Origin of the sequence: Pseudomonas sp. R2-37-08W (assembly GCF_003851705.1) — a bacterium.
Lineage (GTDB): Bacteria > Pseudomonadota > Gammaproteobacteria > Pseudomonadales > Pseudomonadaceae > Aquipseudomonas.
Genome location: NZ_CP027728.1, coordinates 3,372,037 through 3,396,612, shown reverse-complemented (window position 1 = coordinate 3,396,612; position 24,576 = coordinate 3,372,037). Strand labels below are relative to the sequence as shown.

General features: G+C 60.5%; 22 protein-coding genes. 18 read left to right on the top strand and 4 right to left on the bottom strand.

All coding sequences use genetic code 11. The annotated features are described in order from the left end of the window. The first annotated feature begins 14 nt into the window (after positions 1–14). Positions 15–1,259, top strand: a complete 1,245-nt coding sequence (locus C4J93_RS15610; protein WP_124429850.1) for a zinc-dependent alcohol dehydrogenase — start codon at positions 15–17, stop codon at positions 1,257–1,259. A 225-nt stretch (positions 1,260–1,484) separates the two neighbouring features. Here the strand turns inward: C4J93_RS15610 and C4J93_RS15605 are convergent, their stop codons facing one another. Both C4J93_RS15605 and C4J93_RS15600 read right to left on the bottom strand, forming a co-directional pair. Continuing rightward, a complete protein-coding gene (locus tag C4J93_RS15605; protein ID WP_124429849.1) occupies positions 1,485–1,916 on the bottom strand; it encodes a hypothetical protein in 432 nt (143 codons plus the stop codon). Positions 1,917–2,025: 109 nt separating this feature from the next. Continuing rightward, the gene (locus tag C4J93_RS15600) at positions 2,026–2,814 is read right to left on the bottom strand and encodes a helix-turn-helix domain-containing protein (RefSeq protein ID WP_124367360.1); all 789 of its coding nucleotides are present in this window, start codon (positions 2,812–2,814) and stop codon (positions 2,026–2,028) included. Between the two features lie 85 nt (positions 2,815–2,899). On the opposite strand from C4J93_RS15600, the gene C4J93_RS15595 reads away from it, so the two are divergent. The 13 genes from C4J93_RS15595 (at position 2,900) to aqpZ (ending at position 19,326) form a co-directional block, all read left to right on the top strand. After that, positions 2,900–3,898 (top strand): bile acid:sodium symporter family protein, encoded by a 999-nt coding sequence (locus tag C4J93_RS15595; RefSeq protein ID WP_124429848.1) that lies wholly within the window; start codon positions 2,900–2,902, stop codon positions 3,896–3,898. Positions 3,899–4,018: 120 nt separating this feature from the next. Then, complete coding sequence (locus C4J93_RS15590) at positions 4,019–5,227, top strand: EAL domain-containing protein (protein ID WP_256660081.1); 1,209 nt, start codon at positions 4,019–4,021, stop codon at positions 5,225–5,227. Between the two features lie 133 nt (positions 5,228–5,360). Further along, a complete protein-coding gene (locus C4J93_RS15585) occupies positions 5,361–5,987 on the top strand; it encodes a response regulator transcription factor (protein ID WP_124404503.1) in 627 nt (208 codons plus the stop codon). Next, positions 5,987–9,622 carry a transporter substrate-binding domain-containing protein gene (locus C4J93_RS15580; protein ID WP_124429847.1) on the top strand — a complete coding sequence of 1,212 codons (3,636 nt, stop codon included), beginning with the start codon at positions 5,987–5,989 and terminating at the stop codon, positions 9,620–9,622. Before C4J93_RS15585 ends, C4J93_RS15580 begins: the two co-directional genes overlap by 1 nt. Positions 9,623–9,877: 255 nt before the next feature. After that, positions 9,878–10,423: a fimbrial protein gene (locus C4J93_RS15575; RefSeq protein ID WP_124404501.1), complete on the top strand. Its 546-nt coding sequence runs from the start codon at positions 9,878–9,880 to the stop codon at positions 10,421–10,423. A 61-nt stretch (positions 10,424–10,484) separates the two neighbouring features. Then, entirely contained in the window at positions 10,485–11,225 is a 741-nt protein-coding gene (locus C4J93_RS15570; protein WP_124404500.1) for a fimbria/pilus periplasmic chaperone, read from the top strand. 34 nt (positions 11,226–11,259) lie between these two features. Beyond that, complete coding sequence (locus tag C4J93_RS15565; protein WP_256660079.1) at positions 11,260–13,857, top strand: fimbria/pilus outer membrane usher protein; 2,598 nt, start codon at positions 11,260–11,262, stop codon at positions 13,855–13,857. Beyond that, positions 13,857–14,957 carry a fimbrial protein gene (locus C4J93_RS15560; protein ID WP_124404499.1) on the top strand — a complete coding sequence of 367 codons (1,101 nt, stop codon included), beginning with the start codon at positions 13,857–13,859 and terminating at the stop codon, positions 14,955–14,957. The genes C4J93_RS15565 and C4J93_RS15560 overlap by 1 nt, the downstream gene beginning before the upstream one ends. A gap of 9 nt (positions 14,958–14,966) precedes the next feature. Then, on the top strand, positions 14,967–16,184 hold the full coding sequence (locus C4J93_RS15555) for an EAL domain-containing protein (RefSeq protein WP_164485260.1): 1,218 nt from the start codon (positions 14,967–14,969) through the stop codon (positions 16,182–16,184). Next, entirely contained in the window at positions 16,181–16,582 is a 402-nt protein-coding gene (locus C4J93_RS15550) for a response regulator (protein ID WP_124429846.1), read from the top strand. Before C4J93_RS15555 ends, C4J93_RS15550 begins: the two co-directional genes overlap by 4 nt. 72 nt (positions 16,583–16,654) lie before the next feature. Then, the gene (locus tag C4J93_RS15545) at positions 16,655–17,008 is read left to right on the top strand and encodes a type 1 fimbrial protein (protein ID WP_124429845.1); all 354 of its coding nucleotides are present in this window, start codon (positions 16,655–16,657) and stop codon (positions 17,006–17,008) included. Positions 17,009–17,129: 121 nt separating this feature from the next. After that, positions 17,130–18,314, top strand: a complete 1,185-nt coding sequence (locus C4J93_RS15540) for a sugar transporter (protein WP_124371024.1) — start codon at positions 17,130–17,132, stop codon at positions 18,312–18,314. 307 nt (positions 18,315–18,621) lie between these two features. Beyond that, positions 18,622–19,326, top strand: a complete 705-nt coding sequence (gene aqpZ, locus C4J93_RS15535; RefSeq protein ID WP_124429844.1) for an aquaporin Z — start codon at positions 18,622–18,624, stop codon at positions 19,324–19,326. Between the two features lie 42 nt (positions 19,327–19,368). Here aqpZ and C4J93_RS15530 read toward each other — a convergent pair whose 3' ends face one another. After that, positions 19,369–20,610, bottom strand: coding sequence for a methionine gamma-lyase (locus tag C4J93_RS15530; protein WP_124429843.1), 1,242 nt, complete (start codon positions 20,608–20,610; stop codon positions 19,369–19,371). A 123-nt stretch (positions 20,611–20,733) separates the two neighbouring features. Here C4J93_RS15530 and C4J93_RS15525 point away from each other — a divergent pair, with 123 nt between their 5' ends. Then, on the top strand, positions 20,734–21,204 hold the full coding sequence (locus tag C4J93_RS15525) for an Lrp/AsnC family transcriptional regulator (protein ID WP_124367355.1): 471 nt from the start codon (positions 20,734–20,736) through the stop codon (positions 21,202–21,204). A gap of 12 nt (positions 21,205–21,216) precedes the next feature. On the opposite strand, the gene C4J93_RS15520 is transcribed toward C4J93_RS15525, so the two are convergent. Continuing rightward, positions 21,217–22,629 carry a PLP-dependent aminotransferase family protein gene (locus tag C4J93_RS15520; protein ID WP_124429842.1) on the bottom strand — a complete coding sequence of 471 codons (1,413 nt, stop codon included), beginning with the start codon at positions 22,627–22,629 and terminating at the stop codon, positions 21,217–21,219. Between the two features lie 158 nt (positions 22,630–22,787). Here C4J93_RS15520 and C4J93_RS15515 point away from each other — a divergent pair, with 158 nt between their 5' ends. The 3 genes from C4J93_RS15515 to C4J93_RS15505 are packed head-to-tail and all read left to right on the top strand — an operon-like array spanning position 22,788 to position 24,553. After that, the gene (locus tag C4J93_RS15515; protein WP_124414940.1) at positions 22,788–22,970 is read left to right on the top strand and encodes a rubredoxin; all 183 of its coding nucleotides are present in this window, start codon (positions 22,788–22,790) and stop codon (positions 22,968–22,970) included. Positions 22,971–22,997: 27 nt separating this feature from the next. Then, positions 22,998–23,867: a sugar phosphate isomerase/epimerase gene (locus C4J93_RS15510; protein WP_124429841.1), complete on the top strand. Its 870-nt coding sequence runs from the start codon at positions 22,998–23,000 to the stop codon at positions 23,865–23,867. 53 nt (positions 23,868–23,920) lie between these two features. Then, entirely contained in the window at positions 23,921–24,553 is a 633-nt protein-coding gene (locus tag C4J93_RS15505; protein WP_124407513.1) for a LysE family translocator, read from the top strand. Positions 24,554–24,576: the final 23 nt, after the last annotated feature.

The window sequence follows — 24,576 nt, the reverse complement described above, 5'->3', positions numbered from 1 at the left end:
CAGGAGTGCAGAGCATGCGCGCGATGACCTACCAAGGCGCCCACAAAGTCCAGGTCGATACGGTACCTGACCCCATTATTGAACAACCCGACGACATCATTTTGCGCGTCACCGCCACCGCGATCTGCGGTTCGGATTTGCACCTGTACCGAGGCAAAATCCCCACCGTGGAGCATGGCGATATCTTCGGGCACGAGTTCATGGGCATCGTCGAGGAAACCGGCCCGGCCGTGACGGCGGTGCAGCGCGGCGACCGCGTGGTGATCCCCTTCGTGATTGCCTGTGGCGACTGTTTTTTCTGCCAGCTGCAGCAATACGCAGCCTGCGAAACCACCAACGACGGACGCGGTGCGATCCTGAATAAAAAGGCGATCCCGCCGGGGGCCGCGCTGTTCGGCTATAGCCGCCTGTATGGCGGCATTCCCGGTGGCCAGGCCGAGCTGGTGCGCGTACCCAAGGCCAACGCCGGGCCGTTCAAGGTGCCAGGTGTGCTGGCGGATGAAAAGGTGTTGTTCCTTTCCGACATCCTGCCCACCGCCTGGCAGGCGGTGACCAACGCCGGTATCGGCAAAGGCTCCAGCGTGGCGATCTATGGTGCTGGCCCGGTGGGCTTGCTCAGCGCAGCGTGCGCGCAGATGCTCGGCGCCGAACAGATTTTCATGGTCGACGACCATCCCTATCGATTGGCCTACGCGCAAAAGATGTACGGCGTGATTCCAATCAACTTCGAAGAGGATGACGACCCCGCAGACACCATCATCCGCCAGACCGCCGGCATGCGCGGTGTCGATGGCGTAGTGGATGCGGTGGGTTTCGAAGCCAAGGGCAGCACCACCGAAACGATCCTCACCACCTTGAAGATCGAAGGCAGCAGCGGCAAGGCCCTGCGCCAGTGCATCGCCGCCGTGCGCCGGGGCGGTGTGGTCAGCGTGGCCGGGGTGTATGCCGGCTTTATCCACGGCTTCATGTTTGGCGACGCGTTCGACAAGGGCCTGACCTTCAAGATGGGCCAGACCCACGTGCAGCGCTTCCTGCCGGAGCTGCTGGAGCATATTGAACTCGGACACTTGAATCCCGAGGCAATCGTTACCCATCGACTGTCTCTGGAACAGGCCGCGCGGGGCTATGAACTGTTTGATAAAGCCGAGGAAGAGTGCCGAAAGGTGATCCTGCTGCCGGGGATCAGTGATCGGCCGTTGACCGAGCCGCTGGAAGAACTGTCTCCCGAGATCCGCATGCAAGGCGTTCCCGGTTTTTAATTTGCTAATACAAAACCAATGTGGGAGGGGGCTTGCCCTAATGCCAGTCAGTTAAGGCTTTTTGTAGGAGCGAGCTTGCTCGCGAAAAACTCACAGGCACCGCGTTCATTCAGAAAGCACGCGTTATCGTTGACGTTTTTCGCGAGCAAGCTCGCTCCTACAGGGAACCCCGTTCGCTTAACTGATTGGCATTAGGGCTTACTCCCTCTCACATTTGAAGTGCGTTCAAGTCAATGCTTGTGGCTGAATGTGCAATTGGTCTGCGACATCCTTCACCAACCCGCTGGCCAATAGCAGTGGCGCCACGCGCTTGTGCAACTGCGGCTCGACAAATTCCTTCACCGTCTCCAGCACCAGCACGCCGCTGAGCGGCAACTCCGCCTTGGTGTAGGACAACCAGGCTTTCTTCAGCACCATCACCACATCACTGCCCGCCGTGGAGGCGAAACGGCGGTGTGTGGGCTTGCCGTCGAAATTGAAGGTGTGCTGGAACGCATAACCGGTCTCATCGCCGCCGCTGGCGCTGCAGCGGATGCAGGTGCACGGGCCGTCGCCGAAAGCGCTGCGCAGGTAGGCGTTGAAGTCCACCACGGGCTTGAGTGACAGGCGCTTATCAACCTCGAACAGGTCCCCGGTCATTTTTTCGTCAGTGTTCAACGTCCATTTCCTCGCAAGTCGGTAGCGGTCTTTCAAAGCGCGGCACAATACCAGCCGAGCGCGTGTTTGGGGATTATTTGAACGCGGCGCTTGGTTAACTGGACAACGCTCAGCGAAAAAATTCACCGGGCGTGGCCTCGAACTGCTGGCGAAACGCGTTGATAAACGCCGACGTCGATTCATAACCACAGCCCAGCGCCACATCTGTCACCCGCTCACCTTGCTCCAGGGCGGGCAGGGCGCTCAACAGTCGCAGGCGTTGGCGCCACGCGCGAAACGTCAGCCCTGTGTCGCGCACAAACAAACGGCTGAGGGTCTTTTCGCTCACCCCCAGCTTGCGGCTCCACTCACCCAGGGTGGTCTGCTGTTCCGGATGCAGGTTCAGGCTGCGGTAAATCTGGCGCAGGCGCGGGTCATGGGGCAAGGGCAGCATCAAATCCACATGAGGCGCTGCAGCGAGTTGGTCCAACACCACTTGGGCCAGGCGGCCGTCGGGGCCATCCTCGGCATATTCCACGGGCAGTTCGCTGAAGCTGCGGATCAATTCGCGCAACAAATTGCTCACCGCCAGCACCTGGCAGCGCTCGGCCGCCCAGGCGGTCACGCGGCAATCGAGGTAAAGGCTGCGCATTTCCGTATGGGGCGAGCTATAAACGCGATGGGGCATGCCCGCCGGAATCCACACCGCACGCTGCGGTGGCGCAACGAAGCGGCCGGCGCTGGTCTGGATCTCCAGCACCCCGGAAATCGCATACGACAACTGCACCCATGGATGGCTGTGCCGCCGCGTCAGCGCGCGGTTGGGCAAGGATTCGGTGCGCCCATACACCGGTCGTGGCAGGCTGGACAGCCCGGGTACGCTGCGGCGGACGGTTTTTTCGTGTCCTTTAGGCGGCATTTGCTGGCTCATTGGCGTTAGTCGGTAACAGGTCGTTACGTTAGAGTCGCCAAGATGCTCTTGGCAACCCCTGGAAGATTTGCTTATGACCCGTCCACGTTTCCTGCCCGACAACTTCACCCTGACGCTGATCGCCACGGTGATCCTCGCCTCCTTGCTGCCGGCCAGCGGCCAGACCGCCGTGGCCTTTGGCTGGGTCACCAACTTCGCCATCGCGCTGCTGTTTTTCCTGCACGGTGCCAAGCTGTCACGCCAGGCCATCGTCGCCGGGGCCGGGCACTGGCGTCTGCACCTGCTGGTGTTCAGCCTGACCTTCGTGCTGTTTCCGCTGCTCGGCCTGGCGCTCAAGCCGCTGCTGTCACCGCTGATCGGCAACGAGCTGTACATGGGTATGCTTTATCTCTGCGCGCTGCCGGCCACGGTGCAGTCGGCGATTGCCTTCACCTCCCTGGCGCGCGGCAACATCCCGGCGGCGATCTGCAGCGCGGCGGCCTCGAGCCTGTTCGGGATCTTCCTGACGCCGTTGTTGGTGACCCTGCTGCTTGATGTGCACGGCGATGGCGGCTCCACCGTCGATGCGATCCTGAAGATCAGCGTGCAGTTGCTGCTGCCGTTCGTCGCCGGCCAAATCGCTCGGCGCTGGATCGGCGACTGGGTGGGCCGCAATAAAGCCTGGCTCAAATTCGTCGACCAAGGCTCGATCTTGCTGGTGGTGTACGGCGCCTTCAGCGAAGCGGTCAACGAAGGCATCTGGCACCAGATTCCGCTGTGGGAACTGGGTGGGCTGGTGGTGGCGTGCTGCGTGTTGCTGGCCCTGGTGCTGGTGGCCTCCGCGCTGCTGGGCAAGGCGTTCGGCTTTAACCAGGAAGACCGCATCACCATCCTGTTCTGCGGTTCGAAGAAAAGCCTGGCCACCGGCGTGCCCATGGCCCAGGTGCTGTTCGCCGGGGCGACCATGGGCGTGCTGATCCTGCCGCTGATGCTGTTTCACCAGATCCAGCTGATGGTGTGCGCGGCGTTGGCCCAGCGCTATGCAAATCGACCGGAAAGCATTCCTGAGTTGATGAGGCAGGTGGATCCGTGAGTCAGCTTTACGTATAGCGCTGGGAAATTTCCTACAAGCTGGTGGGACGCTTCCCTTACTGATTCAAATGGCTTCCCGCCACTATGACCGCCTTCGCTTCTGCCAGGTGGTTGATTAAAAATGGTCCATCCCCGCGTACTGGTTCTGGAAAGCCAACGATTTCAACGCAGCGTGCTGATCAAGATGCTTGATCGGCTGGGCTTGCAGGAGATACGCCAGGCCAGTAATGCCAAACACGCCATGGCGCAGCTGCACGCGTGCGGGGGCGTTGATGTTGTGCTCTGTGATCTGGCCGACAGGAGCCTGGACTGCCTGGAGTTCCTGCGTTGCGCCAGGCAGGCAGGGCTGGTACAGGCGGTAGCTTTATGCAGCGAGCTGCGCCCGGAGCTGCGACGCGCACTCGCCCAAATGCGTTCTCTCTCGGGCCTGCAGATGCTTGGCGTGTTGAGCCAGCCCCTTCAATTGCGTGCCCTGCGCCATTTACTGCACCGTTCTTGGCGACGGCGCCTGCCGCCGGTGCGCCTACCAGTACCCAGGGCGTTGCCCAGTGAGCAGGAGATCCATCAGGGCCTGGCGCTGGGGGAGTTTCGCGCCTGGTACCAGCCCAAATTCATGCTAGGTACCGGGCAACTGGCCGGCGTGGAAGCGTTGGTGCGCTGGGAGCACCCCACCAGGGGTGTGTTGCTGCCCGCGCAGTTTCTGGCGGCTGTGCTGGCTTACGACCTGATCGACCCGATGTTCAAGCAACTTCTGGAGCAAGGTCTTAACCTTCTCGGCATGCTGCGCCGTCAACAGATCCAGCTCGAACTGGCCTTCAACCTGCATGCCTCGCAATTGCTCGACGACCAATTGCTGCTGCATATCCAGCAGGCTTTGCTCCGCCACGGGTTTCCCGGCACCACGTTGCTGTTCGAGTTGGCGGAAAACGGCTTGCTGGACCTCTCACCGCGCCTTCAGGAAAACTTGTTGCGCCTGCGCCTGTTGGGCTGCAGCCTGTCCATCGATGACTTCGGCACGGGCTTTTCATCGCTCAAACTGCTTTGCCAGCTTCCTTTCAATCAACTCAAGCTCGACGGTGCGTTCGTTCGTCATGTCGACGAACCTCACAGTCGAGCCATGGTTGCCAGCACCCTGGCACTCGCTCGTTCGCTGGACATGAGCCTGGTGATCGAGGGAATCGGCACCCAACGCAGTCATGAAGGTGTGCTGGCCCTGGGCTGCGAGATCGGTCAGGGGTTTTACCTGGCGCGGCCGATGGCAGGGTATCGACTGCTGCCGTGGCTTGAAGCGCACTTTGCCAGCCAGCGTACGCAAAGCGATTTCTCCTGATATCCCGAGATACTTCCTACACTTGAACCACGCTCGTGTAGTTTGAACGGCGTATCACCGAACAGCGGTCCCACAGTTTACGCGACGGACATAGGTGTCATCGGCTTCGCCGGTGTGTCTTCCAGAGGTAGTTATGTTTAAAGCGCTAGTTGTGGACGATCATCCGTTCATTCGCTCATCGGTCAAAATGCTGTTGAAGCAGGAGCATTTTGACGTTGTGGCCGAAGCGGACAATGGGGCGGACGCGGTGCAGATGGCGCGTGAATTCGAGCCGGATCTGATCGTGCTGGATATTGCCATGCCGAAGCTGGATGGGCTGGAGGTGATCGCGCGTATCTGCGCGCTGGGCCTCAAGTGCAAGATCCTGGTACTGACCTCGCAGTCGCCGCTGTTCTATTCGATGCGCTGCATGAAGGCGGGTGCCGCCGGCTATCTCTCCAAGACCAACGATCTGGATGAATTGAACAAGGCCATCAAAGCAGTGATGGGGGGCTATACCTTCTTCCCGAACCTGGCAGGCAGCTCAGTGCGTCGCAGCGATAGCGAGGTCACCGATCTGGAGTTGATCCAAAGCCTTTCCGATCGTGAGCTGACGATCCTGCAACGCTTGTCCCAGGGCCTGAGCAACAAAGAAATCGGCGATTCGATGCTGCTCAGTAACAAGACCATCAGCACTTACAAAACGCGTTTGATCGAAAAGCTCAACGTTAAATCAGTGGTATACCTCGCTGATTTTGCCAAACGCAATAATCTGGTTTGATGAGCACTGACTTGCGTACATGGATCGCGGCAGCGGCGTTGGGCATGACCCTGAACGGCACGGTGTTGGCGGACTTGCAGGCAGATACTTTCCAGGTGCTGGGACGTTCCCATGTCGATGGCTACAGTGCAGCGCTCGCCGAGGCTGACTGGAGCTGGTTGCGTGGCAAGGATGTGCTGATCCTGGGGGATTCGGCGCCGGACTATGCACCCCTGGGCATGGCCAGCAATGACCGCGATTATGAAGGCATGACGGCTGACTACGCGCAGTTGCTGAGCGAGCTGTTGCGTGTTCGGGTGCAGGTGCGCCGATTCGCCTCCCGCGCCGAGGTGATCGAGGCGCTCAAGCGTGGCGAAGTAGACTTCCTAGGGGTCGCCAATGGATATGAAGCCGCCGATGCCGGGCTGCTGTTGTCGACGGCCTATGCCGAGGACATGCCGACCCTGGTCACCCGACTGGGCGACAGCAGCGCACTGATGCCAGACCTGGCCGGCAAGAAAATCGCGATGTTGTATCACTACCTGTCACCCGAGGCCGTCAAAGCGTTTTACCCCAAGGCCACCTTGCAGTTGTTTCCTTCGACCCTGAGCGCAATTGGTGCAGTGGCCTTCGGGAACGCCGACGTGTATTTGGGCGATGCCATCAGCGCAAATTTCCTGATCAGCAAAAACTACCTCAATAACGTGCAACTGGCGGATTTTTCCCAGATCGAAGCCAGCAACTTTGCGTTTGCCGTACCGCAGACGGGCACACGCCTGCTACGCATCCTCAATACCGCATTGGCGGCGATTCCGATCAGTGAGCGTATGAATATTCTGCGCCGCTGGAGTGCCGGTGGTGCCAGCATGCCCGGGCGTGCTGTCTTGCATTTCAGTGCTGGCGAACAACGCTGGATGGGCGCGCACCCGGTATTGCGTGTCGTGGTGGACGACAGTTATCTACCGCTGTCGTTTTTCAATGAACAGGGCGAGTTCCGCGGAATCAGCGCGGACGTCCTGGCCAAGGTATCGCTGCGTACCGGCTTGAAGTTCGAAGTACGGCGCGCGTATTCGGTGGCAAATATGCTCGACAGCGTTCGTGATAACGAGGCCGACCTGCTGATCACCTTGACGCCGAGTACCGAGCGCGAGGGTTTGCTGCGTTTTACCCGGCCGTACTTGAACACCCCCTACGTGCTGGTCAGTGCCATTGATTCTTCCAGCCCGGGCACCCTGGATGACATGGCGGGCAAACGGCTGGCGGTGATCCACGGCAACCCCGTGCGCGACCTGCTCATCGAGCAATACCCCAAGGTGCAGATAGTGGATGCACGCAACGCCCAGGACGCGATGGCGCTGGTGGCCAATGGACAAGCGGAGGCTGCGATTAATTCGCTGATCATTGCTCGATACATGATTTCCCGCCAATACCGCGATCGACTTCGCATTACCAGCACCGTGGGTACGCAACTGGCTCGCACGGCGTTCGCCACCCCGCGCGGCGCCTTGGAATTGTATTCGATCCTGGAGAAAGCCCTGCTCAGCATCCCGCCTGAAGAGCTCGATGAGGTCACAAACCGCTGGCGCAGCGAAATCGCGGTAGATGACAGTTATTGGCTGCGCAACCGTACCGTGATTCTTCAGGCGTTCGCCCTGGCGGCGTTGCTGTTGCTCGCGGCCGTGGTTTGGATTGCTTACTTGCGGCGGCTGATACACACGCGCAGGCAGGCTGAAATAGCGCTCAATGACCAGTTGGAATTCATGCGTGTACTGATCGATGGCACGCCCCATCCTATTTATGTGCGTGATCGGCACGCGCGGTTGGTGCTGTGTAACAGCGGTTATCTGAGCGTCTTTGGCGTGGATCGCGAGGCTGTCATTGGTAAGACGGTGGTGGACGGCGTCCTCAATGACCCAAAAGAGGCGGCGGCCTACCATGAAGAATATCTGCAAGCCATGGAAGATGGCATGCCCCGCGTACAGGACCGTAGCCTGACCATGGGGCCCGATCAAATGCTGACGATCTACCACTGGATGCTGCCGTACCGGGGCAGCAATGGCGAGGTCAGCGGCATGATCGGTGGCTGGATCGATATCAGCGAGCGCCAGCACCTGCTGCAAGCCCTGCGGGAAGCGAAGGAGCATGCAGACGATGCCAATCGTGCCAAGACCACGTTCCTGGCGACCATGAGCCATGAAATCCGCACGCCGATGAACGCCGTCATCGGCATGTTGGAACTGGCACAAAAAAAAGCCGATCAGGGCTATATGGACCGTGTCTCCATTGAGGTCGCCTCTGGCGCCGCTCGGGGTCTACTGGATCTGATCGGAGATATCCTCGATATCGCCCGCATCGAATCAGGCCGCCTGTCCCTGGCCCCGCAGCGAGCCAACCTGCTGGAGTTGGTGGAGTCGGTAGCGCGCATCTTCGAAGGGCTGGCGCGGCAAAAGCAACTGCGCCTGATTCTTGATCTGGACGCCAGACTTAACCGCCAGGTACTGGTAGACCCGCTGCGGTTCAAGCAGATCGTTTCGAACCTGCTGAGCAACGCGATCAAGTTTACCGCGCAAGGCCATGTGCGTTTACAGGTCAGCGCCGAGCCAAGCCTCAACGACGAGCGTCTCGCACTGTGCCTGCGTGTAGAGGACACCGGCAGCGGCATTTCCATCGAAGACCAGCAGCGCTTGTTCCACCCATTCAGCCAGGCCTCGGACCAAGGACAGTCAGCTCGCAGTGGTTCGGGACTGGGTTTGGTGATCAGCCGTACGCTCTGCGAGATGATGGGGGGCAGCCTGACCTTGAGCAGTGAGCTGACGCAGGGTACCCAGGTAGAGGTGCGTGTCGGTCTGCCAACGCTGGTGCCGGTCGATGAACCTTCGCCTCCTCGCACATTGTCATCGGCGCCGACCCAGGCGCTGAGCGTGTTGGTGATCGACGATTACCCGGCCAATCGGTTGTTGTTATCCCAGCAATTGAGCTACCTCGGGCATCGCGTGAGCGATGCTGAAGACGGCGCCCATGGGCTGCGGGCCTGGCGTCACCAGCATTTTGATGTGGTGATTACCGATTGCAGCATGCCGATCATGAATGGCTATGAACTGGCCCGCGCCATTCGTGATGAAGAGCGTAGCAGGGGGCTTGCCCCGGCGATGATTCTCGGGTTGACCGCCAACGCTCAACCTGAGGAGAAAGACCGTTGCCTGGAGGCCGGGATGGATGACTGCCTGTTCAAGCCCATCAGCCTCAATGACCTCAACGCACGGTTGGCATCACGGGTGCCCGCCGCTGCGGTACTGGCAGAGCAGGGCGCCACTGCAACCATCGAGGGTATAGACGTGACCAGTCTTGAACAACTCAGCCGGGGTGACGCTGCTGGCGTGCGCAGCCTGCTGCAGGATCTGGCGACCAGCAATGCCCAGGATATGACCCGGTTGATCCAGTTGTTTACCCAGCATGACCTGATCGGTTTGAGCGATCTGGCACATCGCGTCAAGGGCGGTGCGAAGATTATCCAGGCGCACTGGTTGGTCGACTGCTGCGAGGTATTGGAAATAGCCTGCAAAGGCCTGAATTCCGCAGTGCTGACCGAGGCAGTGGATGCTTTGCAGCAAGCCATGGAAGGGCTGGAGCAACGCCTGGATGCCTATCTGGGCTGAAGAACGTGCCAGGCCGAAAAGACCGCATCCCTCGATGCGGTTTTTTTATGGACGAACCAGCTTGGGGTGGTTTTTTTGCGTGGGAAATTTCCTACGTGTCCAAGGGATCGGTACTACAGGTAGGGTGTGCTGATACGCGGAAGATGCACCTGTCGCACAAGACAGCCGTTGAGTGTGTTGCACAGTCGCTAAGGCGCCTGGCAGTCCAACCAGACTTGGCGACGGTGTTCATAACCTTCCCTTTGGAGCAGTACCATGAAAGTTCAAGCACTTACCCTCGTCGCCCTGTTCAGCGCAGCTGCTGCCCAGTTCGCCAGCGCTGCTGACGGCACCATTAACTTCAACGGTGAACTGGTCAACCAGACCTGCACCATTGCTGTGGACGGCGTGGTTACCCCGGCCGTGGCCACCGTGACACTGCCGACCATTTCTACCGGGCTGTTGACGGCGGCGGGCCAGGCCGAAGGTCGTACGGGTTTCAATATCCAACTGAGCAACTGCGTGGGCACCGCCGCTACCGCCGCTGCTTTCTTCAACTCCGGCGCCACTGTGGACCCGGTGACCGGCAATCTGAACAACATGACCGGCACTGCAACCAACGTACAACTGCAATTGGTCGATGCCCAGGGCGGCGCGGTTATTCAGGCCGGCAACACCAACCAGCTCACCCAGACTACGCGCAACACTATTGACGGTACGGGCGCAGCCAACATGCCATATGCCGTGCAATACCTGGCCACCGGCGCTACCACGCCAGGTACCGTGATCAGTTCCGTGACCTACAACGTCGACTATCAGTAAGCCGTTCGCCTATCTGCGCGCCGAGTTCAGGCGCGCCGATATTCGGCTGATGAGGTGAGTTATGTTCTGTTTTAAAAACCTACGTTGTGGTGTTTCGCTGGTGCTGGCGGCATTGGCCTGTTCCCAGGCAATGGCCGGTGTGGTGATTACCGGGACCCGCTTGGTGTACCCGGCGAGCCAGAAGGAAATCACCGTCAAGCTCAATAACAACGGTATGAAACCGGCGCTCGTACAAGCCTGGGTTGATACCGGTGATCTGCGGTCCAGCCCGACCAGTTCGAAGGCACCGTTTGTGCTCTCGCCCCCCGTATCGCGAATCGATCCGAGCAAAGGGCAAAGCCTGCGCCTGATGTTTACCGGCGCACCGCTGCCGGGTAACCGGGAGTCGGTGTTCTGGCTCAACGTACTCGAAATCCCGCCCAAGGCAGCAGGTGCATCGGATCTCAATGTGCTGCAAATGGCGTTTCGCTCGCGCATCAAGATTTTTTACCGTCCCGACGGCTTGCCCGGTGCGCCGGTCGATGCCCCGACCCTGCTGCAGTGGACGGTGATCAAGCAAGGCCAGGGGTATGCGTTGCAAGCGTTCAACCCGACGGCCTACCACGTTTCCCAGGTTGAGCTGGCATTGGCGAGCGGCAACCAGCGTTACGAGAGTGAAAACGGCATGGTCGGCCCCGGTGAAACTAAAGTGTTCGCCCTGCCAGCGCTCCAGTCGCCGCCGGCCGCCTCTGCTCAGGTGGAGTTCAACGCCATCAATGATTACGGCGCGCTGATGCCGATCAAGCAACCGCTCACGCCCTGACTTTCACGCGAACGCGCCTGCGCACGAGTAATTTATGACGACTTTCCAACGTCTGGGCCACGGCTGCCAGGCTTGCCCTCGCTTTGCCTTGAATTCTGTAACAGCGCTGATGTTCAAGGCCCTGGCTTTGCTGCCCGGTGTCTTGACGGCGCCATTGGCATGGGCCGAAGAGGTGCAATTCAACGATGCCTTCCTGCCGGAAGACTCGCGTAGCCTTGACCTGACCCAATACGAAAAAGGTAATCCGGTGTTGCCGGGTCAGTATCGTGCGGACGTGGCGGTCAACGGCACCTTGGTCAGTCGCCAGGACATTCGCATCAATGCCGAGTCGGACGGCAGCCAGCCTGTGGTGTGCATCACCCGCGGCTTGCTTGAGCTGATCGGTGTGGACATGCACAAATTATCGGTACAGGCCACGTCCGAACTGGAAAGCGGCGCTACGTGTCTTGCGCTTGGGCAGTTGATCGAAGGGGCGACGGCGACGTTTTCCCCTGCCAACCAGCAGTTGGATATCAGCCTCCCGCAGATCGCCCTGCGTCGTGACGCCCGGGGCTATGTGAGCCCCGAACTGTGGGATCGCGGCGTGACTGCTGCAACCCTGAGTTACACCTTCAATGCCAATCACAATAAAACCGATTTCGGCAATTACGACTCGGCCTACCTGGGCCTCAACGCGGGTTTGAACCTGGGTGACTGGCGCCTGCGCCATAACGGCTCGATGAACTGGCAGAAGGATACGGGCCAGGTTTACCAGACGCTCAACACCTACGCCCAGCGCGATGTGACCCGCTTGAAAAGCCAATTGACCGTGGGGGAAGCGAACACCAGCGGCGAGATCTTTGACACGTTGGCCTACCGTGGTGTGCAACTGGGTACCGACGACCGTATGTTGCCGGAATCCCAACGCGGTTACGCGCCGGTTATCCGCGGCATCGCCCGGACCGGGGCCAGGGTCGCGGTGCGTCAGGCTGGCAATCTGTTATACGAAACCACGGTAGCTCCGGGCGCGTTCGTGATTGACGACCTGTATTCCACCGGTTACGGCGGTGACCTTGAGGTCACCGTGTACGAAGCGGACGGCAGCGAGCAGCGCTTTGTCGTGCCTTACGCGGCGACTGCGCAACTCTTGCGTCCGGGCACATCGCGTTTCAGCGTGACGGCGGGTGAGACCCGCAGTAACTACCTCGACCGCCAGGCCAAGCTTGTGCAAGGCACCTATCAGTTGGGCCTGACCAATATTTTTACGGGTTATGGCGGTGTCCAGAGCAGTGACGATTACCGTTCCGTGCTGGGCGGCCTGGCTTTCAGCACCCCGCTGGGTGCCGTGGCCGTTGACCTGACCCAGGCACAGACCCGGCTCAAGAGTGGCCAGGCCAACGGTCAGAGCGCCCGCGTGAGCTACAGCAAAAACATTCTCAGCACCGGCAGCAACTTTGCTGTAGCCGCTACTCGCTTTTCCACACAGGACTATCTGGATTTCAGTAACGCCATGCAACTGCTCGATGCCGAACGCAACGGGCTCGACACGGCGTCGTATGGGCGGCCGCGCAGTCGCTTGTCGCTGACTGCCAACCAGAGCCTTGGCGATTGGGGGCAAGTAGCCTTCAGCGGCTTCGCCCAAAACTACTGGAACCAATCCGGGCGGGACGTGCAGTACCAGTTCAGCTACAACAAACAGGTGCGCCAGGTCAGTTATGGCGTCAGCGCCAATCGCAGCCGTGTGGGGCTGGGCGAAATGGACACCAGCGTGTTGTTTACGGTGAGTATGCCGCTGGAGTTTGGCAAGTCGTCCAACCAGCCACAGCTATCGGCGCGAGTCATGCGCGATACCCAAGGTCAATACAGTCAGCAAGCGACCCTCAGTGGTACCGCCGGTGAAGACCGTCAGTATCAATACAGCCTGACCGGTGGTCATGAGGGCGCCACTGGGGCCAATAGCACCTCGGTCAATGGCCAGTACATCGGGCCAAAGGCAATCGTCGGTGCCACAGTCAGTCGCGGCGAAGGCTATGACAGCCTGTCCGTGAATGCCAGCGGCAGCGTGGTCGCCCATCCTGCGGGCGTAACCTTCACGCCTTATCGCGGCGAAACCCTGGCGGTCGTCAGTGCGCCGGGGGCCGAGGGTGCCAAAGTCGTCGGATTTCCTGGCTTGAAGCTCGACGCTCGCGGTAATGCCGTGGTGCCTTATTTGCGTCCTTATGAGTTGAACGAGGTGGCGATCGACCCACTGGGCACCTCGCTGGATGTGGAACTGACCGAAACCAGCCAGCAGGTCGCGCCACGCGCCGGGGCGGTGGTGGCGCTCAAGTACGGCACCAGTAACGGCCAGGCCGTGTTGCTCAACGTGACCTTGGCCGATGGCGGTGCGCTGCCGTTTGGCGCCACGGTTGATGATGATCGTGGCGTATCGGTCGGCGTGGTCGGGCAGGGCGGCCAGCTCTACGCACGGGTCAAGGACGACGCGCGCCGGCTGTTGATCAGTTGGGGGCCGCAAGCCGGGCAGCAATGTGCATTGGCGTTGCCGCCAGGGAAAAGTGATGGCAAACAACTGCGCCAAGTGGACGTTGTGTGCTCGATGGTTCAATTCGATAAACGCGTTGCTTCTGTGAACAGCGCACAGGAGACATTGTGATGAAAGCCATGCAACGGTTGAAAACAGGTGCGCTGGTGGCAGGGTTGTGGCTGGCGGCGGGGGCAGCGTTCGCTGACTGCAATATCAACGCCGGCTCAATGAAGATGGTGCGTACCCAACCGCTGTTGGGCGGGAATCTGACCGTGGGACGCGATGTGCCGCTGGGGGCGGAGATTTATCGGCAAACCTTCACCCCTGTCAGTGGGTTGACGGTGGGATGCTCGGCAGGCAATTACAGTATTGAGACCAGGCGTTCGTTGGCCTCCACGCCGCTGCCCCTGGCCAACTGGACCGGCACGCCTCACGGGGGGAAAGTCTATGAGACCGGGGTCAAGGGCATTGGCGTTGCATTGTGGTATTCCGGCAGCACGTTACCGTTTTCCGGGTTCGGCACCAACTGTGGCAATGGGACCGCCGGATGTAACTGGAATATCGGTCCCACGTTGGTGTTTGACATGTCGTTCATCAAGATCGGAGAGGTAAGCGCGGGCACGATCCAAGGCGCATTATTGCCAACCATGGCGCAAAGCTTCATCACCAGCAATACCGTCGAGTTTCAACAGGTCAACTTTTCCGGCAACATCAATATCGTCTCGCGCACTTGTTCGACACCGGACGTCAGTGTGCCGATGGGGACGCATTTGACCAACGAGTTCAGCGGCAGGAACACTTTTACTCCGTGGAAGGATTTTTCCATCGCGCTGAACAACTGTCCGGCCTTCAACGGCTATTACCAGGGCACTGGTCCGCGCTGGCTGAGCGACGGTACCTCGAACAACCTGGAATCGCGCAAGAACAACACTTTGCGCGTGCGCATAGACCCGACTGTGGCAGCCATCAACCCGGTGCTGGGCATCTTCAAACTTAACGCCAGTGCGGGGGGCGATGCGCCGGCTGCAACTGGCGTGGGCGTACAGATCGCCGACAGTCATGGCACCCCTTTGCCGTTGGCCACCTTGCGCGCCAGTGGCATTACTCCCCGAGCCGAGGAAGGTGCCAGTTATTCCATCCCGCTCAAGGCGCGCTACATCCAGACCGAAGACAGCATCAGCGCCGGCCCGGCAAACGCCACCGCCACGTTCACCATCGATTATTACTGAGCGCTTGCCATGACCTTTCTGCCTATTCGGGTATTGGTGCTTGAAGATCACCTTTTCCAACGTTCCATGGCCGTCAGCCTGCTCAAGCAGTTGGGGTGTCAGGAGGTGCTGCAAGCCTCCAGCGGTAGCGAGGCCCTGGCCGTCCTTCAATGTGCAGGCTATGTGGACGTCGTGGTGTGCGATCTGCAAATGGATGGCATGGATGGGTTGGAGTTCATCCAGCGCATCAGTGCCGCCGGGCAGGTGGGCGCGATTATCGTCAGCAGTGGCTTACCTGGCGATGTGCGCCTTGCGGTGCGGCAAATGGGCGCGCTGTTGGGCGTGAACATGTTGGGCGATGTCGGTAAGCCGCTGCTGAAGGAGACGCTGCAACCGTTGCTTGAGCTCGCGTTGAGACAAGGCCCAGTTCCAGGCGAACCCGCGACGGGTCTGGATACAGCTGATGAACAACAGATGCGTCACGCCATGGCCGATCAGCAACTGGAGGCCTATTACCAGCCCAAATTCGACTTGCAGACCGGCGCGCTTCAAGGTGTGGAAGTGCTTGCGCGGTGGAACCATCCCTTCAAAGGCGTTCTATCGCCTGCGGTATTTCTGCCGGCGATCGAGCGCGCGGGCCTGATGGACGCCTTACTATTGGCCTTGATGCGGCAGGCATTGACGCTGCAGCGACAGGTCAAGGGGATGGGGGTGAATTTGGGCCTGGCGTTTAACCTGCAAGCCGGCCAATTAGCCGATGCGGGTTTAATCGTTGTGATCAAAGATGTCCTGGCCGACTTCCAGGCATTGGGTTTTGGCATTACGTTCGAACTCACTGAAAGCGGCCTGCTGGAAGTGCCTGCGGTTTCTCTGGAAAATCTGGTGCGCCTGCGCATGATGGGTTGTCGATTGTCCATCGATGACTTCGGTGCCGGATTTTCCTCGTTGCAGCGTCTTTGCCAGTTGCCTTTCAACGAGATCAAGCTCGACGCCGAGTTTGTGCGTGGCCTACTGCAAGAACCGCGCTGCCGGGCGGTCATCGGCAGCACCCTGGCCTTGGGAAAAACGTTGGGCATGTCAGTGGTGGTAGAAGGTATCGAAACGCTTGAACAACACCAGGCGCTGCTCCAATTGGGCTGCACCTTGGGCCAGGGGTATTGGTTCGCCCGACCTATGAAAGGGGATGACTTGCTGCGCTGGTTACAGCGCAACGCACGTTCCAGTCAGTTCAACGGTGGCGACCTGTGATCAATAAAGCGCTGCGCATCATGATCGCCGACGCTCAGCACATACGTCGGCTGCGTCTGGAGCGGGATATCAATCACCAAGGCTATTACGCCATTGCGCCAGTATCGAGCCGGGAACAAATGCTGGATCTACTCGGGTATGGCGAGCGAGGCTTCGATCTGCTGTTGGTCAATGCCCAGTTGGTGATCAGGGAGCGCTTCGACCTGCGCGACTTTTTGCGCGACCTTGCCTCAAGGGTGCAAGTGCTGGTCTACGACGTGCCGGCGTGTCGCCTGGCGATGTTGAGCGCCGAGGCTTTGAGGCACGTCGTTTTCAGCCCGGCTCCATGGCCTGAAGGTGGGCCAGTCAGAGCGTTACTGAGCAAGGTTGATCCATCGCGTCTGTCAGTGGTTGCTTAACAGCGCAAAAACACCTCAAGTCCGTGCCAAGAATGACGACTACCTTCTTAATAACCCAGAAGGAGCGTCGGCATGAATGTAAAACGTTTAACAGTGGTCACAGGATTCGTTGCCCTGTGGACGGGGGCATGCATGGCGGCACCCCAGGGCGTGATCCAATTCAGCGGCAGCATTGTCGAGGCACCCTGCGCGACAAATGCGCGCAGTGGCGCTTCGATGGAGTTGACCGGATGCTCCTCTGCCGGGCAGCGCACGCACATCGACGTGCGCAAAGTCGTCACGGTGGCCGGCGTCGACGGAGCCAGCGCGCGGCGGGTGTCGCAGGCTCGGACCGGGCAATATTACGAGCAGCAGTATCTGCTGGTCGACGCGTTCGGCAAGCCGATTCAGACCGGCGCTTATGTGGTCACCCTGACGTCGCCCTGACTTTCGCACGATAACCGGGCCGGATCGGCGCCAACAGCACCGCAGGAAACCTATAGAATGCTCAACGGCCCCGCGTGTCCTGCGCGGCCGTTTGATCACTGTCAGAGTACCTCGCCCGTCAATGAGCCTTTCAGCCGCAACCCCTCAAGCCAATTGGCAACCGGTCATCGCCCTGGCGCTGGCCGCGTTTGTGTTCAATACCACCGAATTCGTGCCGGTCGGCCTGCTCAGCGCTATCGGCGCCAGCTTTGATATGCCCGTGGCCAGCGTCGGCCTGATGCTCACTATTTACGCGTGGATTGTGTCGCTGACATCGTTGCCGGTGATGCTGCTCACGCGTAACGTCGAACGGCGCAAGTTGCTGATCGTGTTGTTTGGCTTGTTTATCGCCAGTCATATCCTGTCCAGCGTGGCGACCAGCTTCGGCCTGCTGATGGTCAGCCGCATCGGTATCGCCCTGGCCCATGCGTTGTTCTGGTCGATCACCGCCTCCCTGGCGGTACGCCTGGCACCGGTGGGCAAGCAGGTGCAAGCCCTTGGCCTGCTCGCCACCGGCACCTCCCTGGCGATGGTGCTGGGCATTCCCCTTGGCCGCCTGCTCGGCGAGGCCATGGGCTGGCGCACCACCTTCCTGGTGATCGCCGCGTTTGCGGCCGCACTGGTGTTCTGGCTGGCGCGCACCTTGCCGCCGCTGCCGAGCCAGAACTCCGGCTCCCTGCGCAGCCTGCCGTTGCTGTTCAAACGCCCGGCACTGGTGGCGCTCTACGTGCTGACCGCGATGACCGTCACCGCACAATTCACCGCCTACAGCTACATCGAACCCTTCGTCGAAGGTGTCGCCGGCCTGGGCGGCAGTGCGGTCACCCTGATCCTGCTGGTGTTCGGCGGTGCCGGTATCATCGGCTCGCTGCTGTTCAGCCTGGTGCATCGGTTCAATCCGCACGTGTTCGTGATCAGCTGCGTGTTCCTGCTCGCGGCCTGCCTGGCGCTGATGCTGCCGTTGAGCGGCGCCCAATCCTACCTGGTGGTGCTGAGCGTGTTCTGGGGCATGGCGATCATGGGCTTCGGCCTGGCGATGCAGTCCAAGGTACTGGTGCTCGCGCCGGACGCCACGGACGTGGCGATGGCGATGTTTTCCGGCATCTACAACATCGGCATCGGCGGCGGCGCGCTGATGGGCAGCTGGGTCGGCAGCCACTTCGGCTTCGCCTGGATCGGCGCGGCGGGCGGGTTGCTGGCGGCGCTGGGGTTGGTGGGGTATTGCCTGGCGATTCGGCGGTTTGGGACGGGTGTGGTGCAGAGCTGAACGGGAAAAATAGAGGGCGGCCCTGGGCTAATGCCAGTCAGTCAAGGCTTTTTGTAGGAGCGAGGCGGGCGGCTAGCCCTTGCTCGCGAAAAACGTCAACGATAACGCGTGCTTCCTGAATAAACGCGGTGCCTGTGAGTTTTTCGCGAGCAAGCTCGCTCCTACAGACGGTGGTGTACGCTTAACTGACTGGCATTAGGGTAAGCCCCCTCCCACACAAAACCGGACAAGTCCTATAGGGCTCATCAATGTCCATTGCTACCGTCGCGCGGGACCGCCCACCCCCCGTGTGACGGCATGAACTGCAATGGAGTCAATTGTGCAAAAGCGTTTGATCGCAGAGCTTCTGGGTACTTTCTGGCTGACCTTCGGCGGATGTGGCAGTGCCATCCTGGCGGCGGCGTTTCCAGAGTTGGGTATTGGTTTTGCAGGGGTGTCTCTGGCATTCGGTCTTACCGTGTTGACCATGGCCTATGCAGTGGGCGGTATTTCCGGCGGGCATTTCAACCCGGCGGTGACCATTGGCTTATGGGCGGGGCGTCGGGTGTGTGGTGCTGATGTGTTGCCTTACATCGCGGCGCAGGTGATTGGCGCAATTCTGGCGGCCGCAGCACTGTACTTGATCGCCAACGGCCAGCCCGGTTTCGAACTCGGCGGTTTTGCCGCCAACGGTTATGGCCCGCTGAGTCCCGGCCACTTCGACATGAAGTCCGCTGCATTGGCCGAGCTGATCGCTACGTTCTTTTTTGTGTTGATCATCATGCGCGTCACGGCGCCGGGCGCGGTTGCCGGCTTTGCACCCATCGCCATCGGCCTGGCGCTGACCCTGATTCACCTGGCGCTGATCCCGGTGACCAACACGTCGGTCAACCCCGCGCGAAGCACGGGGCCGGCGTTGTTTGCCGGGGCGCAATACCTGTCACAGCTCTGGTTGTTCTGGCTGGCGCCAATCGCAGGCGGGGTGATGGGTGCGTTGGCGGCGCGTGCGTTGGATGAACGCGATCCGGCTTGATGTGCCTGGGGCTCCTTATAGCCCGTTACCACAGCCCGACGGTTACTTCACCGCGTGCGCGGCCAGCAACGTTGGACGCGCAACCGCACGGGCACACTTGCCCAGTGCCTGTTGCACATCCGCCAACAGGTCGGCGACGTCCTCAAGCCCCACCGACAAGCGCACCAGGCCTTCGCTGATGCCGTGTTGCGCGCGTTCCTCCGGGGTGTAGGTGGAGTGGGTCATGCTGGCCGGGTGCTGGGCCAGTGATTCGGCGTCGCCCAGGCTGACCGCGCGGGTAAACAGCTTGAGCGCGTTCATGAAGCGCCGCCCGGTGTCGATTCCGCCTTTGAGCTCGAAGGCAATCATGCCGCCGGATTGCTTCATTTGCCGCGCAGCCAGTTCGTATTGTGGGAAAGACGCCAGCCCAGGGTAGGTCACCCACTGCACGGCGGGATGCGCCTGTAGGGCTTCGGCCACCGCCTGGGCGTTGCTGCAATGGCGGTCCATGCGCAGCGCGAGGGTCTTGAGGCCGCGCATCAGCAAGGCGGCGTCCTGCGGGGACATCACCGCGCCGGTCAAGTCCTTGAGCCCTTGCAGGCGGATGCGTTGCGCTATCGCGTGACTGCTCACCGCAATGCCAGCGGTGATATCGCCATGCCCGCTGAGGTACTTGGTGGCCGAGTGCACCACCACATCGGCACCCAGCTCCAGGGGCCGTTGCAGGTAGGGCGTGCAATAGGTGTTATCGACCACCACGGTGACATTCGATTGCTGGTGGGCGAGCCGGGCCACGGCGGCGATGTCCACCAGGCGCAGGGTGGGATTGGCCGGGGTCTCGCAGTAGATCATGCGGGTCGCGGGGCCGAGTGCCGTTTGCAGGGCGGCCAGGTCGGTGAGGTCGACATGGCGCACCTTGATGCCGAATTCGCCGATGCCATGCAGCAGGGCGAAGGTGCAGCCGTACAGCGTCTGACTGACGATTATCTCGTCGCCTGGGCGCAGCAGGGTCCAGAACGTCGCGGCAATCGCGCCCATCCCGGAACTGAACGCCACTGCGGCCTCGCCGTTTTCCAGGGCGGCCATGCGCGACTCCAGCAGGGCCAGGGTCGGGTTGGAAATGCGCGTATAGAAGTGACCGGAGGCCTCCCCGGCAAAGCAGGCCGCGCCGTACTCGGCGGTCGGAAAAGCGAAAGTGGCCGACAGGTAGATCGGCGGTACCAGGGCGCCGTGATGGTCCTTGGGATCGTAACCGTGATGAATGGCGCGGGTAGAAAAACCGAACCCTAGGTGTTTATTTTTCATGTCGGGCGCTCCTTATTTCCTACAATGCTATGCTCATAACCACAGTTGAACGTTGCAAAAATGGCTCGAAACGCCGGCGTTCCTGGATGAAAACCCGATAAAAACAATGAATAGAGGCACGTTATGCCTGTCAGTCTGGACCGCACCGATAAAGCCCTTTTAAACGCGTTGCAGGGCAACGCTCGCCTGACCGTGGCCGAACTGGCCGAGCGCGTTGCCCTGACCACATCGCCGTGCTGGCGACGGGTGCGCAACCTGGAAGAGAGCGGGGTGATCAGCGGTTACCAGGCGATCCTGTCCCCCAAGGCCCTGGGCTATGGGGTGACCGCCTTCGTCAGCATCATGATGGAAAGCCACACTCAGGAAATCGCCCGGGCGTTCGAGCAGCGGCTGTTGGCGATTCCGGAGATTGTGGCCTGCCATAACGTGTCGGGGCGCTATGACTTCCTGCTGGAAGTGGTGGCCAAGGACCTGGAGTCGTTTGGCGAATTCGCCAGGGAAGTTCTGCAGACCCTGCCCTGTGTGAAAGAAATCTATTCGAGCTTTTCCTACAAATCGGTGCGGCCGTTGCGGGTGATGCCGTTGCCGGGGTGACGGCAACGCCACTCAAGCTGCCCGTACCGCCTGCACCAACAACGCCTCGAATACCCGCTGCACCCGCGGCTCATCACTGTGAGCCACATTGAACCGCATCAGGTCGCGATGCGCCGGGTCGTAGCCGAACAGTGTGCCGGGCGCCAGCACCATGCTGCGCTTCAGGGCTTCCTGGGCTAGCAGCTCGCCGTTGACGCCGGTCGGCAGGCGCGCCCAGATAAACATGCCGCCTTCAAACGCCATCGGCAGTTCGCAACCGCAGCGCTTGAGCCACTGTTCGACGCGCCCACCGGCTTCCATCAGACGCTGGACCATGCGCTTGCGGTGCTTGGCATAGCTGCCCTCACTGAGCATGCGGTACACGATCTGCTCGAACAGCTCCGAGGTCACGCCGCCGCTCATCAACTTCATATTGGTCAGGTTGGCGGCCAGCTGTGGCGCGGCCACCACGTAGCTGACGCGCGTGTTGGCGCTGAGGATCTTGGAGAATCCCGACAGGTAGGTGACCTGATCCAGCCCGGCGACGGCGGCCAGGCGTGGTGGCGGGTTGGGGTGCAGGTCGCCGTAGAGGTCATCCTCGACGATATGGCAGTGGTATTGCTGGGTCAGTTGCAGCAGGCGAAACGCCTGACTGGGGCTGAAGGAATGGCCGGTGGGGTTATGCAAGACGCTGGTGGTCAGGTACAGGCTGGGCCGGTGTTCGGCCAGCAGGTGTTCCAGGGCGGTGAAGTCGAAGCCGTCGGGGCGACGTTCCAGAGTCACCACCTTGACCCCATGCAGGGCCAGGTTGGCGTGGAAGTTGAAGTAGCACGGCGCGTCCAGCAGCACCGTGTCGCCGGGACGCACCAGCAAGCGCATGAGCATGTCCAGGCCTTGCACGGTGTTGGGCGTGGTAATGATCTGTTCCACCGGCACCGACAGGCCTTCGCCGTGCAGTTTCTGTTGCAGCGCCTGGCGCAACGGCAACAGCCCGGCCGGCGTGCCGAGCCCGGCGATGCGCAGCGACGGCGCGCGCACCACGCTGCGCATGGCCTGGCGGATCGCTTCGCCGTTCAACCAGTCTTCCGGCAAGTGCCCGCCGCCGGGGCGTAGCTCGCCAGTGGCGGTGGCCAGCGGGCGGCGCAACACGCTGAGCAGGTCCTGGGGCAGCAGGTCGACCCAGGTCACCGACGCCGGGCGCGCAGTGTCCATCGCCACGAAATAGCCACGGCCCTGGCTGGAGGTGAGCAGGTTGCGCCCGCGCAGGCGGTCCAGGGCCTCATTGAGGGTGAATTTGCTGACACCGAGGATTTCAGTCAACGCCCGCACCGACGGCAACTTGCTGCCGGGCGCCCATTCACCGGCCTCGATGGCCTGGCTGAAGGCCTCCACGATCTGCTGGACCTTGGGTGTGCCTTCCACAAAGGCGATGGCGGATACCAACATGAAGCGTCCTTTTGTTTGCCGGTACTTTTACCGGTGAAGTTAGGCCGGATTAGGCATCACTTTACCTGCCTGGCGCAATGCCATTCCCCTAGACTGCGCGCCATCTCGCCAGGAATTGGCGGAATTTCCTACTCCCGAGCAATGGATTTTGCATTCTCATGAAAACTTATATGTGTACACCCTGCGGTTTTATGTACGTAGAAGCCTTGGGCATTCCGGAGGATGGAATACCCGCAGGCACCCCTTGGGAAGAGGTGCCTGAAGACTGGACATGCCCGGATTGCGGCGTGACCAAGGCCGATTTCATGGCCATCGAACTCGCTGACCCTTCACACGCCTGACCCTCCATCAACGAAAGGAATCGCTCCATGGAAAGCAAACTGATCAACTCTGCCGTGCCGTTCTGTACCGGTGTGGCCCACCAGAAGTACCTGGACGCTGAACAGGGCCTGCAAGCCGCCATCGAAGGGCAGTGCACCCACTGGTATGTCGACGGCAGCCTGTTCGGCGAAATGGTCGATGACTGGACCGAGGCGCGCATCGAAAGCCTGCGCGCGCAAATCGCCGCCAGCGGCGTCAAGCCGGTCTTCCACGGCAACTTCAAGGCGCCGCTGGCCAGTGACGTCGAGGCGTTCCGCGTGGCGGCGGTGGCCTACGTCAAGCAAGAAATCGATATCGCCAGCCGCCTGGGCGCGCCATTGATCATTCACGGTGGCTGCATCGTCGAACCGAAAATGGTGCTCAAGGCCAAGAAAGTTGCCCTGGAACATTACCTCAAGTCAGTCCAGGAACTGGCCGCTTACGCCGCGACCCAGGGTACGGACATCTACCTGGAAAACCTGTCCAACTACGTCAACTATCGCCCGTTCCACTACATCTTCACCCATGAGGCGGAATACGCTTTTGTGTTCGAGCGCCTGCAAGCCCATGACAACGTGTACTTCTTCCTCGATGCCGGCCACGCCAATATCGAGAACGGCCTGCCGGCGGCGGTAGTGCGCAAGTATCACCATTTGATCAAGGGCATTTCCTTCAGTAACAACAACGGCGTGCAAGACCAGCACTTCGGCATTCACGACGGCAACTGCGACTACGCCGACGTCATGCAGGCCATCGTCGAAACCAACTGGAAAGGCCTGGTGGCATTCGAAACCCGCAACCAGACCGCCAAGGCCGCCCTGGCTGACCTGGCCTTGATGTACCGCGAATCCCTGACGACCGAAATCGCGGTCGCCTGATGTAAACCATGGGCGCACGCGTGCGGCGTGCGCCCCATTCAAGGTCCCTGACCATGACAAGTGCGTTAACGCTGTCTTCGTTTCTCTACTTCCTGCTGTTTTGCGCGACCATGACCTTCAGTCCCGGCCCCATGACCCTGTTGTTATTGAGCCTGGGCCTGAAGGACGGCCTGCGCAGTTCGATCCCGGCGCAGATCGGCGCCAGTGTGTCGTACCTGATTTCGATCCTGATCTTTGCCGTGGGCTTTTCCGAGCTGATCAAGGGCAACCTCGCGATTACCCAGGCCATCCAGTTTGTCGGCGTGGCCTACATTCTTTACCTGGCCTACAAGCAGTGGACCAGCAGCGGCGTGTCGATCGACAAGGCCGGCGCCGTGGAGGGCTCGCGCAGCCTGTTCGGCAAGGGCTTGCTGACCGGCTTTTCCAACCCCAAGACCATCATCATGTTCAGCGCCGTCTTCCCGCAGTTCGCCGGGGCCGGGGAGCACAGCTCGGCGGCGGATATCGCGATCCTCGGCTTGACCTTCCTGTTGCTGCAATTTGCCAGTGGTTGCCTGTACTGCTATTTCGGCCAGCGCATCAAACATCTGCTGGAAAACCCCAAGCGGCGCGTGATGTTGCAGCGGATCACGGCGGTGATGTTGCTCGGCGTGGCATTGATGCTGGCACGCGGGTTTTCCCACTGAAGTATCAGCCTGTAAGCAGTAGT